Raw genomic sequence first — 12,036 nt, 5'->3', positions numbered from 1 at the left:
CCTACTTCACACCCAATGCCTTTTTGGCATCCGTCAACAGATCCAGCTTCACCCAGTCAGAAGCTTTTGGCGGCTTCTGCATACGACCCACACCGTATTTCACCATAAAGTCGGTGGTGATCTGAATGTGCTCAACGGTCAGATCATAAGTGTACGGAGAGTTTCCGATAGCATCCTTGAAGTCCTGGGAAGTGATCTGGTTTTTGAACATTTTTTCGATCACGTATTTTTCAGCCAGCTCCGGCTTTTCGATGAAGGTTTTGGTTGCCTCCACGAAGCACTTCATGAATCTTTCCGCGACTGGCTTTTTGGTGTTGTACATTTTTTCTGTCATCACCAGGGTACGGATCGGTTCACCCATTGGAGTGTCATACGGCTTCAGCAGCTCGACGCCGAAACCTTTGTTGATCGCCTGAGAGGCCTGAGGCTCACTCTGCGCCATGGCGTCGATGTTCTTTGCCTGCAAGGCCTGATTCAGATCGGCGAAGGCCATGTACACAATGCGCACGTCTTTACCCGGCTGATCGGACCAGGTCAGATTGTGCTTGGCAAGTTCTGCCAACAACAACAACTCCTGCGCCCCACCGCGGGCGACACCGACTTTTTTGCCTTTAAAGTCTTTCACCGACTTGATGCCCAGATCCGGACGGATCACGATGCGCGCGCCACCCTCAGCAAAGCCCGCCACGGCATAAATAGGCACTCCGCCCGAACGACCGGCAATCGCCGCATCCGCAGCGCTGGCGGCCACGTCGATTTCACCAGCGATAATCGCCGGCATGATATCAATGCCTTTAGCGAACACACGCTCGGTCACTTTCAGGTTGTACTTGGTACAGTACTCACTCATGTAGCTGATCGCACCATAGTGAGCGAACTTCAGATTTCCAACTCGCACAACATCCGGGGCTTGAGCTTTGGCTTCAAAGTTGAACACAAACAGAAGCAACAAAACAAAAAGGCTTATTAGCAGCTTCACTGCTTTCATATTTACAGCGCGATTGATCGCCACTGCTTTCGCTGTCGATTTCATAGGAGTCCTCCTAACAATTAAAGAACATCATGTAATAATGGTCTGATGATTAGCAGAAGATGGCAAGACTTTCGGGTCTCATTTAAAGACGATATGAATGTGAGAAGAAAATCAGAGAGGAATCACAAAATTATTTTTTGCGAAGTCACATAATGCTTTTGTGACCGAAATAAAAAAGGCGCTGGAGGAAATCCAACGCCTTTGAATAATTCATTTATGTGATCGCATACAGTGCGAGAGCTGCTTCAGCTTGCGCGCTTGGCAGCGCTACAGCTCTGCCGGCTGTGGCCGCTTACAACCAAAGACTGCGGACACCGCGCTCTTTTGCTACGTCGTGAGCCAATTCATAACCTGCGTCCAAATGTCTAAATACACCCATTGCTGGATCGGCAGTTAACACTCTTTCCAGACGACGTGCGGCCTTTTCCGTACCGTCAGCAACGATCACCTGACCCGCGTGCTGGCTGTAACCCATGCCCACACCACCACCGTGATGCAAGCTGACCCAAGTGGCACCACAAGCGGTGTTCACAAGTGCATTCAACAACGCCCAGTCGCTGACAGCGTCAGATCCGTCTTTCATCGCTTCGGTTTCGCGATTTGGAGACGCCACAGATCCGCAGTCCAAGTGATCTCGACCGATAACGATCGGAGCTTTCACTTTACCTTCCGCCACCAGTTGATTGAACATCAAGCCCGCTTTCGCACGCTCTCCGTATTCCAACCAGCAGATACGTGCTGGCAAGCCCTGGAAGGCAATGCGCTCTTCAGCCATGTCCAGCCAGCGCAGCAGGTCTTTCTTGTGCGGGAATAGCTTTCTCATCGCATCGTCAGTGACCTTGATATCATTTGGATCACCAGACAAAGCCACCCAGCGGAACGGGCCAGAACCTTTGCAGAACAAAGGACGGATGAACGCTGGAACGAAGCCTGGGTAGTCGAAGGCATTTTCAACACCCGCTTCCTGAGCACGCGCGCGCAGGTTGTTACCATAGTCAAACGTAACAGCACCGCGATCTTTCATCGCCAGCATGCCGCGAACGTGTTTCGCCATGGAATCATAAGCCGCTTTCAAATAAGCTTTTTGGTCATTTTCACGGAAGGTCTTCGCCGTCTCTACAGTGTAACCTTCTGGGATATAACCCACCAATGGATCGTGCGCAGAGGTCTGATCGGTCAGAAGATCCGGAGTGAAGTTTTTCTCAATCAATTGATGGATCACCGTCGCCATGTTGCCTTGCAAAGCGATGGATTTGGCTTCGCCGGCAGCCGTGTACTTTTTGATGCGCGCCAAAGCGTCGTCAAGGTCTGTCGCCACTTCATCCACGTACTTGGTTTCAAGACGTTTTTGGATACGAGTTGGATCAATTTCAACCGCCAGAACGCAGGCACCGGCAAAAACGCCCGCCAGTGGTTGTGCTCCACCCATACCGCCCAGACCCGCTGTCAAAATCACGCGGCCAGTAAGGTTGCCGCCAAAGTGCTGACGACCAGCTTCCACGAAGGACTCATAAGTCCCCTGGATGATCCCTTGTGTTCCGATATAGATCCAGGAACCCGCCGTCATCTGACCGTACATCATCAGACCTTTTTTATCGAGTTCGTTGAAGTGCTCCCACGTCGCCCATTTAGGCACAAGGTTGGAGTTCGCCAGAAGCACGCGAGGAGCGTCTTCGTGTGTTTTCAGAATACCGATAGGTTTGCCGGACTGAACCAAAAGAGTCTCGTCATTTTCAAGCTCTTTCAGCGCTTCCAGAATCTTGTCGAAAGATTCCCAGTTACGAGCCGCTTTACCGATACCACCATAGACAACCAAATTTTCCGGGTGCTCAGCAATCACCGGATCCAGATTGTTCTGAATCATTCGGTAAGCCGCTTCCTGCAACCACCCCTTACACACCATCTTGTTGCCCGTAGGGGCCTTAACTACTCGAGACATAATCCCTCCCAAAAGGTACCTGCTTACTTTTGCTTAAGCAGTGCGACAGATATTAAGTTATTAAAATTACCATTCCAGTTTGCCGACCGCGTTTTCCACGACGGCCATCAGTTCTCCAGACACCATCATGGCTTTGATCGCCTCAACATCTTTAGAGAAAATGCGGTCTTCTTTCGCAAACGGCACAGTCTTGCGAATGTGTTCGTGCGCAGCCTTCACCGCAGCAGACGGTTTCAGCGGAGCCAACAAATCCAGAGCCTGAGTTGCAGACAACAATTCCATCGCCACCACATTTTCCGCGTTACGCAGAATCTGTGCGAATTTGCGAGCCGCGATAGTACCCATGGAAACGTGGTCTTCTTTTTCAGCCGACGTCGGAATGGAGTCCACGCTCGCCGGATGTGCCAACACTTTGTTTTCACTGACCAGGGAAGCGGCTGCCACCTGCACGATCATGTGTCCGGAATTCAAGCCCCCGTTTGGAGTCAGGAATGGAGGAAGCTCACTCATCTGGGTCGAAATCATTTTGGAAATACGGCATTCGCTGATGCTGGCCTGGGATGACAAAGCAATCCCCGCAAAGTCCATCGCGTGGGCCACTGGCATACCGTGGAAATTCCCGCAGGAAAGAACTTTGTTCGCATCCGCAAACACCAGCGGATTGTCGGTGGAAGAGTTCGCTTCTGTTTCCAGAACCTTCACCGCGTATCTCAAAGCATCTTTCGCAGCACCGTGAACAGCCGGCATACAACGAAGAGAGTACGCATCCTGAACGCGCGGGTCATTCACCGCATGGCTTTCCGCGATCGGGCTGGTTTCGCCCATAAGCTTGATCAGATTGCGACCGGTTTTACCTTCACCCGCATGAGGACGGCTGGCTTGAATCAATGGATCAAATGGCTTTCTGGAACCACGCAAACCTTCCAAAGACATCGCACCGGCAAGATCCGCCAACCACAACAGGCGGCGATTTTCCCACAAAGACAAAAGGCCAATGGAGGTCATCACCTGACAGCCATTGATCATGGAAAGACCTTCTTTGGCTTTCAGCTCCAGCGGAGTAATGCCTTTTTGTTTCAACAGCTCAGTCACATGTACTGGCTTACCGTCTGCACCCCACGCCTCACCTTCACCGATGATGGTCAAAGCCAGGTGAGACAGCGGAGCCAAATCCCCCGACGCACCCACGGAACCTTGAGAAGGAACCACCGGGATGATGTCGTTATTCAGGAACTCAAGAATTTTTTCTACAACCAGTGGACGAATACCGCTGTGGCCTTTGGCCAAAGCATTCGCACGCAGAACCATCATCGCGCGAGTTTCCGTTTTCGTGAACGGAGCGCCGATACCCATGGAGTGGGAACGAATCAGATTTCTTTGCAGTTGTTCGATTTCAGCATCCGAGATGCGCACGGAAGAAAAAGCACCAAAGCCGGTGTTCACACCGTACATCACTTCACCACTGGCAATACGACCCTCGATATAGTCGCGGGACTTTTGCATATTGGCTCTTCCAGAAGCAGAAAGCTCCGCTTTGATGGAAGGGTTGTGAGCGATTTCATATAGGTTTTCGAGCGTGATATTCTCACCAGTAATTTGCATATTCAGAGCCTCTCTTAAGAAGCCCGCATCCTAACGCAAACACTCTAAAACTGGCAAAGAATCGAAAAGGTGCCTGGTGACTTTTTACGTCTACAGCGCAGCATTTTCAGCCCTTTTTGACGCGGCGTAGGTGTAAAAAGTCACCAGGCACCTTTTAAACGAAAAAAGCCACTCCGGTGGAGTGGCTTTGGGATTGGAATTTTATTTGGTTTTTTAGAATTCCAGAGGCAGGGATACGGATACAAGGCAGGGATACGGATACAACGACGGATTCGTTTTTCGCGTCAATGTCTACGCCGTCAACTTCGTCGAATGTTTCTTTCAGGTATTCCACGTTCAAAGAAAGGAATGGCAAACCAGTGAAGCCTACGCCCAGCTTTGTGCTTTTACCTTTCATTTTACCGCTGTCTTCAAGATCGATGTCGTTCATGAAGCCGTAACCCAGCCACGCGCGAACAAGAATCGGGAAATCAAGACCGACAACACCGTATACGGTGGTTCTTTTTGCAGACTCATCAGGGCCGGAATCCAACTCAGATGTTCCGCTGATACCCAACGTACCATCAAGCCCAGCCCAGAACATTACTGGAGATCTATAAGCCAGGCGCACACCCAACTGAGTTCCATTAATTTTCCCATCTGGATCTGTGGTTTTACCCATTTCGTAACCAAGATACGGCTCTAGCAGAATGTCTGCGTGAGATACGCTCCCGAAACCCATAACAACAGCCAACATGACCAAGAGCTTTTTCATAAAGTCTTCTCCTTTTGTAACCCAAAAAATTTAGGCATCCTTTAGAATTTTGAAGAGACTCTTTCGCAGGGTCAATGACCGAAACCCCACCCTACCGAAAGCCCAGTCCAGACACACCCGACTTTGGAGCGCTTATGTTACGAAGTTACAAAGATGACCGTGAATACTACGCCTCATTGCCAAAAAAACGCATCGGAGTGGGCGCACTGCTGTTTTATAAAGGCGATCTTTTGATCGTACAACCCACCTACAACCCGGCCTGGATTCTGCCCGGAGGCACCGTCGAGGCTGAAGAGTCCCCGAGCGAAGCTTTGCAACGGGAACTAAAGGAAGAGCTCGGATTAAACATCCAAGCCGGTTCACTGCTGGCCATCGACTATGTCAGCAACCGCGATGTCAAAGGCGAATACATGCAACTGCTTTTTTCCGCCAAAGACCTGACTGAATATCAGGCGCAAAACATCCGCCTGCCCATGTATGAAATAAAAGATTTCAAATTTGTCGCCGTTGAAAAGGCCCTGGAAATGCTCACCCCGATTGTCAGCCGCCGCGTGCACAGTGTGATACTGGCGCAAGAACAGGGACTGGGGGCCATTTATCTGGAAGAGGGTCGTCCGTTTTACGACCCTTTAAGACTGGCAATCGCTGATCCGTATTCCTTGCCAAAAACATAACTGCCGGCAACGAACACATCCGCCTCGTGGCAGATCTTCGCAGTCTCTGCGTTGATACCGCCATCAACCTCAATCAGGCAGGACAAACTCCCAGAGGAAATTTCCTGACGCAAACGAGTGATCTTCGCCACCTGATCATTCATGAAAGACTGACCGCCAAAGCCCGGCTCTACGGTCATCACCAGCACCAGATCGCACAATGGCAGCAGAGGCAAAACTTCTTCCACCGCAGTACGCGGGCGAAGGGTGATGCCGGGTTTCGCACCCAGTTCACGAATGCGTTTCAAAGTGCCTGCGGCGTCTTTGGTGGACTCCACATGAATGGTCAGATAGTCACTGCCCGCTTTCACGAATTCTTCCACATAGCGTTCAGGCTCTTCAATCATCAGATGCACATCCAAAGGAAGTGGCGACACTTTTTTAAGCGCCTTTACCACCGGAATACCAATGGTGATATTCGGCACAAAGCGTCCGTCCATCACGTCGACGTGAATCCAGTCCGCACCGGCCTGAGCCACGGCCTTGATCTCTTTTTCAAGATTGGCAAAGTCCGCCGACAAAATGGAAGGAGCCACCATCTTAGACGCCAAGCTGATCCCCCACTTTCAAGGCATGACCTTTCAGGAAATCAGCAATCGCCATGCGGTTGCGGCTTTCCGGCTGAACTTCAAACAATTGCAAAACACCGTCACCGGTTGCCACCGAAATGTGGTCGTCGTGAATGGCGGTGATCGTACCAGGCTTGGCACTGCCGATAGAGCCACCATCACGCGTGACTGTGGCTCTGTGCAGTTTCAATTTCTTACCCTGCAACAAAGTGTACGTCCCCGGCCCGTAAACAAAGCCGCGGATCTTTCCGTCGATGGCTTTGGCGGACGTGTTCCAGTCGATCTGGGATTCCATCTTTTCGATTTTTTTCGCCATCGTCACCTTCGATTCATCCTGAGGTGTCGGCGCTAGATTGCCACGAACATAATCCATCAGTTCCACTTGCAGAAGTTCTGCCCCCAACTGGGCCAGCACATCATGCAACTGCAAAGCGTTCATGTCCGGAGTGATTTTCACACGACGAATGCCAATGATGTCACCGGCATCCAGTTTCTTAACCATCTTCTGCAGGGTCACGCCACTTTCGACGTCTCCGGCTTCGATAGCTCTTTGGATCGGAGCCGCCCCACGCCAGCGTGGCAAAACAGATCCGTGCACATTCACACAACCAAAGCGGAATGAATCCAAAAATTCCTGAGTCAGGATCTGGCCAAAGGCCACCACCACCGCCACCTCAGCTCCCCAGGTTTTGATTTCCTGAAGCATCAGTGGATTCGCTTTCAACGACTCAGGCGCCAAAACCTTTAGGTTGTGGGCTTGAGCCAGAGCTTTTACGGGACTTGGAGTCAGTTGGAGTTTACGACCGGCAGGGCGGTCAGGCTGGGTGACAACACCCACGACCTCAAAGTGCTCATCAGACAACAGAGCTTTCAAAGAGGTCACGGCAAATTCAGGGGTTCCTAGAAAACAGACGCGGACCTTGCTCACACTTCACACTTTTCTTCGTCAGCTGTTGTAGCATCCCCTTCTTTTTCTTTTTTAACAGGGTAGCCGTACTTCTTGATTTGATTTTTGATTTTGTTGCCTTTGACGAAGCTCAGGTGATCGATGAACAAAGTGCCTTCAAGGTGATCCATTTCGTGCTGCATGCAGATCGCAAGCAGACCGTCGGTTTTCACGATGTACTCTTTGCCATTCACATCGAAAGCTTTCATTTCGATGTAGTTGTAGCGTTCCACTGTTTCGTAATAGCCAGGGATGGACAGACAGCCTTCATCGAAAGTGGTCTTGCCTTCGCCTTTGACGATTTCTGGATTGATCAGAATCAGCGGTTGTTTTACCGCCGCTTCCAGTTCGGTCATTTCTTCGTATTTGTAGCGGCGGCCCTTTTCGTCTTTGGGACGAGTGTCGATCACCACCATGCGAACCAGCTCACCCACTTGCGGGGCTGCCAGACCGATCCCGTTGGCGTGGTACATGGTTTCAACCATGTCTTCAGCCAATTTGGCGATTTCAGGTCCAAAAGTCTTCACCGGCTGCGAAACTTCACGCAACTTCGGGTCTGGGAATGTGAGGATTTTCATGATCATAAGGGCCTCCGGGAGGCCCCCATTATATCAGCGTTTCAGCTTTTTGAGAAGAACGAAGGCCACGATCAACATAACTATGTTGGGAGCCCAGGCAGCCGCCACCGGAGGCAGGGTCCCGTGCTGCCCTAAAGTGATTCCCGAGGAATAAAACACGTAATAGGCGAACACCAGGGCCAGACAGATCCCGACATTCAGCATGGTGCCCCCGGACCGGGCCCGCCCCACACTGAAAGGAATACCCAATAGGCACATGACAAGGCCGGCAAAGGCGAAGCTGATTTTGGAATGATAGTCCACCTCATAGGCCACGGTATCCAGGCCGGCGGCCTTGTTCTTGTCGATGAAATGTTCCAGCTCTTTTTGCGACATCATGTCGGCGGTCTGACCGGCGCTTTGCAGGTCCTTGGAATCCTCGGCCATCACGATGCTTTTGGTCTTAAACGGACTAGTCAGCGGGAAGCTTGAGTCCTTGTTAAAGATCGTCACTGTCCCCTGCTCCAGCAGCCACTGGGCCCCTTGGATTTTCACCTGAGCGGCTGTGATCATCTGCACCAGATCCCATTCGTCGCTGAAGAAGTACATCGTCAGACCTTGCGCCCCATCCCCTTTTGCATTCAGGGTTTTGATATTGAAGATGGAGTTTTTGGAACGATACCAGATACGGTCCGTACGGATCGTGGAAAAACGGTGCGGCTCTTTTTTCAGGTCATAGTACAGAATGTAATTCTTTTGCTTGGTCGCGCGGGGCAAAACCCGGTCCGCGGCCATGTACCCCAAAGCCGAGATCACCGCCACCAACAAAAGCATCGGCACCGCGATACGAATCAGGCTCATCCCACTGGCAAATAACGCAACGAGTTCATTGGCCTTATTCAGGCTGGTCAAGGTCAGGATCACCCCCAGCAAACAGGCCACCGGCAACAGTTGTGAGATGATTCCAGGGAAGGAATAGAGGTAATAATTCACCAATGCCGAGGGAGCAACGTCCTTGTAGTTGACCATTGTGGACATCGCGTCAACCGCGGTAAACAGAGTCAAAAACACCAGAAGGCCACCCACGAAGTAACCTACGAAGAGCCAAGCTGTATAACGATCGATCCTATTCACGGCAAATCCCTTAAACTCATTGACTGGCGGCGGAAATCCAATTTAACTTTGATTATGGCTTTACGCGTCTTGCTTGCAGATGAGAGTTCCACAATCAAAAAAGTAATGCAACTGGCATTGTCTGACTTCGGGGTTGAAGTTAAATCGGTCCCCGTGGGCCTTGACGTATTGCAAGTGACAAAGACCTTCAAGCCCGACATCGTATTCGCCGATGTGTTGTTGACCAAACGTTCAGGCTACGAAGTTTGTGCGGACCTGAAAAACGACGCCGAAACCTCGCACATCCCGGTTGTTCTGATGTGGAGCGGTTTCATGGAAATCGACGAAGCCAAAGCCACCGAATGCCGTGCCGACCGCCGTTTGGAAAAGCCATTTGATGCGGACCACCTGCGCTCTATCGTTTCTGAGCTGGTGCAAAAAACGAAATCCAATCCCGTTTCCAGTTTCCTGACTTTCCCGGAAATGCCGGAGTTTGAAGAAACTCCAGCCGAAAACGCCCCTGCCGCTGAGCAGGAGATTTACGCCATCCCAGAGGAAAAAAGTGACTTCCTGAACATCCCGGAAATTGACGCTGACGAAGCCAACCTTCTGGAAGTGTCCGGCGAGGAATTCTCGGCTGTTCCGTTGACCAATCCCAAAGCGGAAGACGAACATGACGAAGGCGGCTGGGCTCATCAGGATCTGACGAAGTTCAAAATCCAGATCCCGGAAACTGACAGCAGTGATTTTGCCTCCAAGTTTGTGATTCCTCAGGATGACGATCTTTCCGGCGCGCACATCGAAATGGATGGCGACTTTGAAGAAATCAGCTTTGTGAAATCCACTCCGGAAGTGACCAAAACCAAAGCACCATCGGCTGCTGCGGACTCCTTCATCTCCAACGTGGAAAAATCCGTCAAAGATCAAATGATGGAAACCCTCAAAAAGGGTGCAACAAAAAGCACCGCTACGGGTGCGGCTCCGCAACCCGCTTCTAATGCTAAGCCCAATACTCAATCCAAGATGGACTTAGACCCCAATATGATGGAAAAGATTATCCGTGAGGAAGCTCGCGAAGTGATCGAATCCATCTGCTGGAAGGTCCTTCCGGAGATTGCTGAGCGCATCGTGCGCGAAGAAATCAAAAAGATCCTCCGCGAAACTGAAAAGTCCATTTAAGAGGCCGTCCCAACAGCGTCGACCTCTTTGCAAGTAAGAGGTCTTAATTATGACGTTGCTGGAGCTGATCCGCGCTGCCATCAAAGAAGACATGCCTCATGGCGATGTCACCACCGAATCCCTGGCCCTAAAACCCCGTATCGGACGCGCCCGTCTGAAAGCAAAGGAAGACATTGTTCTTTCCGGCGCCATGGCTTTTGAACAATCCATGCAGGCCCTGGAACCCACCTGCCGTATCAAGTGGCACTTTGAAGAAGGCGATGAAATTCTTAAAAATCAAATCATCTGCACGATCGAAGGTGATCTGGTGCAAATCCTGAAAGCCGAACGCGTGGCTTTGAACTTCCTGGGCCATCTGTCCGGGATTGCCACCCACACCCACCGCTTTGTTAAAAAAATCGCGGGCACCAAAACCAAAATTCTCGACACCCGCAAAACGACTCCGGCCTTCCGTGATCTGGAAAAGCGCGCCGTGGTTCACGGGGGCGGCGTCAATCACCGCATGAACCTGAGCGATGCAATCCTGATCAAGGACAACCATATTTCTGTCATGGGCGGCATCACCAACGCCATCAATCGCGTGCGTGAACACAGCAACCTTCCTATCGAAGTGGAAGCTGGCACCGTCGAAGATGTCAAAGAAGCGGTGGCCATGAAAGCTCACCGAATCCTTCTGGACAACATGGATAATGACACTTTGAAAAAAGCTCTGGAAGTAATCCCCGCTGAAGTTGAAACCGAAGCCAGCGGTAACATGAACCTGGATCGCGTGGCTTCTGTAGCGGCCCTGGGTGTGAACTATATCTCTGTTGGTGCGCTGACGCATTCAGCTCCGTGCGCGGACGTGAGCCTTGTTTTCCAGTGGGAGGACTAATGGCGAAGGACAATCCCGTTTCCGACATTCGCATTGGACAAGTCACCTCCCAGTGGGCCGAAGGCAATCACTTGTACGTGGCTTATCAAAAAGAAATGACCAGCACCAACGCCATCGCCAAGGAAGAGGCTTTTGCCGAAAACCTGATGGAGGAATCCTTGTGCCTGTATGTGACGGACCACCAGACCGCAGGTCGTGGCCGGGGCAAGAACACGTGGATCGATGCGCGTCCCGGAAGTTCTCTTTTGAGCTCGTGGTCTTACCTGTTGGGTGTAAAACCCCAGCCGACCACATCCTGCCTTGTGGGACTTGCTGTGTATCGTGCGTGCTCAACGACCTGGCCGTTTTTGGCCTGGAACCTGAAAGCTCCCAATGACATTTACATCGGCGACAAAAAAGTGGCCGGCATCCTGCTTGAAAATGTGGCTCAGGGTGATGAAGTTCGTTTGATCGTTGGCTTGGGTCTGAATGTCACGGATTCCCCGGAAGATGTCGACACGGCCACCAGCCTGATTGAATCCCTGCCTGCGGGCGCTCCGCTTTTGGGTCAGGACTATATGGCCTTCCTGGATCGCTTGATGTTCGAACTGACCGATGCTGTTTCACACGCGGAAGAATCCTTGAGCCCTACAGATCAACTATCTTTGCTGACGGCTTTGAATCAGCATCCTTTGCTGAAAGAAAAGTACACAGGCATGGAAGCAGACGGCAGTCTGTTGATTGGTGATAAAAAAATCAACTGGTCTACATTGTAAGG

At 51.2% G+C, this 12,036-nt stretch carries 12 protein-coding genes; 4 read left to right on the top strand and 8 right to left on the bottom strand.

All coding sequences use genetic code 11. The features are described 5' to 3' along the window. Nucleotide 1: 1 nt before the first annotated feature. The 4 genes from B9G79_RS05555 to B9G79_RS05540 all read right to left on the bottom strand — a co-directional run bounded on the left by B9G79_RS05555 (nt 2) and on the right by B9G79_RS05540 (nt 5,328). Entirely contained in the window at nt 2-1,033 is a 1,032-nt protein-coding gene (locus B9G79_RS05555; RefSeq protein ID WP_088564652.1) for an ABC transporter substrate-binding protein, read from the bottom strand. Between the two features lie 292 nt (nt 1,034-1,325). Next, a complete protein-coding gene (gene hutU, locus B9G79_RS05550; protein WP_088564651.1) occupies nt 1,326-2,972 on the bottom strand; it encodes a urocanate hydratase in 1,647 nt (548 codons plus the stop codon). 66 nt (nt 2,973-3,038) lie between these two features. Then, nucleotides 3,039-4,574, bottom strand: coding sequence for a histidine ammonia-lyase (gene hutH, locus B9G79_RS05545; RefSeq protein ID WP_088564650.1), 1,536 nt, complete (start codon nt 4,572-4,574; stop codon nt 3,039-3,041). A gap of 154 nt (nt 4,575-4,728) precedes the next feature. Then, the gene (locus tag B9G79_RS05540) at nt 4,729-5,328 is read right to left on the bottom strand and encodes an outer membrane beta-barrel protein (RefSeq protein ID WP_232469209.1); all 600 of its coding nucleotides are present in this window, start codon (nt 5,326-5,328) and stop codon (nt 4,729-4,731) included. A gap of 134 nt (nt 5,329-5,462) precedes the next feature. Here B9G79_RS05540 and B9G79_RS05535 point away from each other — a divergent pair, with 134 nt between their 5' ends. Beyond that, complete coding sequence (locus tag B9G79_RS05535; protein ID WP_157678732.1) at nt 5,463-6,002, top strand: NUDIX domain-containing protein; 540 nt, start codon at nt 5,463-5,465, stop codon at nt 6,000-6,002. On the opposite strand, the gene rpe is transcribed toward B9G79_RS05535, so the two are convergent. From rpe to lptG, 4 genes are read right to left on the bottom strand one after another with little or no spacing between them, the layout of a single operon-like run. Next, entirely contained in the window at nt 5,948-6,580 is a 633-nt protein-coding gene (gene rpe / locus B9G79_RS05530) for a ribulose-phosphate 3-epimerase (RefSeq protein WP_088564648.1), read from the bottom strand. The genes B9G79_RS05535 and rpe overlap by 55 nt on opposite strands. A 1-nt stretch (nt 6,581) precedes the next feature. Continuing rightward, nucleotides 6,582-7,538 (bottom strand): methionyl-tRNA formyltransferase, encoded by a 957-nt coding sequence (gene fmt / locus B9G79_RS05525; protein ID WP_088564647.1) that lies wholly within the window; start codon nt 7,536-7,538, stop codon nt 6,582-6,584. Next, the gene (gene def / locus B9G79_RS05520; protein ID WP_011165147.1) at nt 7,535-8,140 is read right to left on the bottom strand and encodes a peptide deformylase; all 606 of its coding nucleotides are present in this window, start codon (nt 8,138-8,140) and stop codon (nt 7,535-7,537) included. The genes fmt and def overlap by 4 nt, the downstream gene beginning before the upstream one ends. 27 nt (nt 8,141-8,167) lie before the next feature. After that, nucleotides 8,168-9,247 carry an LPS export ABC transporter permease LptG gene (gene lptG / locus B9G79_RS05515; RefSeq protein WP_088564646.1) on the bottom strand — a complete coding sequence of 360 codons (1,080 nt, stop codon included), beginning with the start codon at nt 9,245-9,247 and terminating at the stop codon, nt 8,168-8,170. Nucleotides 9,248-9,352: 105 nt separating this feature from the next. Between lptG and B9G79_RS05510 the strand changes: the two genes are divergently transcribed. The 3 genes from B9G79_RS05510 to B9G79_RS05500 are packed head-to-tail and all read left to right on the top strand — an operon-like array spanning nt 9,353 to nt 12,034. Then, nucleotides 9,353-10,405: a response regulator gene (locus B9G79_RS05510; RefSeq protein ID WP_232469207.1), complete on the top strand. Its 1,053-nt coding sequence runs from the start codon at nt 9,353-9,355 to the stop codon at nt 10,403-10,405. Between the two features lie 49 nt (nt 10,406-10,454). Then, nucleotides 10,455-11,279, top strand: a complete 825-nt coding sequence (nadC, locus tag B9G79_RS05505) for a carboxylating nicotinate-nucleotide diphosphorylase (protein WP_088564644.1) — start codon at nt 10,455-10,457, stop codon at nt 11,277-11,279. Then, nucleotides 11,279-12,034, top strand: coding sequence for a biotin--[acetyl-CoA-carboxylase] ligase (locus B9G79_RS05500; RefSeq protein ID WP_088564643.1), 756 nt, complete (start codon nt 11,279-11,281; stop codon nt 12,032-12,034). The genes nadC and B9G79_RS05500 overlap by 1 nt, the downstream gene beginning before the upstream one ends. Nucleotides 12,035-12,036: the final 2 nt, after the last annotated feature.

It is taken from the genome of Bdellovibrio bacteriovorus (assembly GCF_002208115.1).
Taxonomy (GTDB): Bacteria; Bdellovibrionota; Bdellovibrionia; order Bdellovibrionales; family Bdellovibrionaceae; genus Bdellovibrio; species Bdellovibrio bacteriovorus_C.
This window is presented reverse-complemented; position numbering and strand designations above follow the sequence as displayed.

Bases quoted from the DNA above. Each gene is read 5' to 3' on its own strand.
- B9G79_RS05555 (WP_088564652.1), bottom strand. From the start codon at position 1,033: ATGAAATCGACAGCGAAAGCAGTGGCGATCAATCGCGCTGTAAATATG.
- hutU (WP_088564651.1), bottom strand. From the start codon at position 2,972: ATGTCTCGAGTAGTTAAGGCCCCTACGGGCAACAAGATGGTGTGTAAG.
- hutH (WP_088564650.1), bottom strand. From the start codon at position 4,574: ATGCAAATTACTGGTGAGAATATCACGCTCGAAAACCTATATGAAATC.
- B9G79_RS05540 (WP_232469209.1), bottom strand. From the start codon at position 5,328: ATGAAAAAGCTCTTGGTCATGTTGGCTGTTGTTATGGGTTTCGGGAGC.
- B9G79_RS05535 (WP_157678732.1), top strand. From the start codon at position 5,463: ATGTTACGAAGTTACAAAGATGACCGTGAATACTACGCCTCATTGCCA.
- rpe (WP_088564648.1), bottom strand. From the start codon at position 6,580: ATGGTGGCTCCTTCCATTTTGTCGGCGGACTTTGCCAATCTTGAAAAA.
- def (WP_011165147.1), bottom strand. From the start codon at position 8,140: ATGATCATGAAAATCCTCACATTCCCAGACCCGAAGTTGCGTGAAGTT.
- B9G79_RS05510 (WP_232469207.1), top strand. From the start codon at position 9,353: ATGCAACTGGCATTGTCTGACTTCGGGGTTGAAGTTAAATCGGTCCCC.
- nadC (WP_088564644.1), top strand. From the start codon at position 10,455: ATGACGTTGCTGGAGCTGATCCGCGCTGCCATCAAAGAAGACATGCCT.
- B9G79_RS05500 (WP_088564643.1), top strand. From the start codon at position 11,279: ATGGCGAAGGACAATCCCGTTTCCGACATTCGCATTGGACAAGTCACC.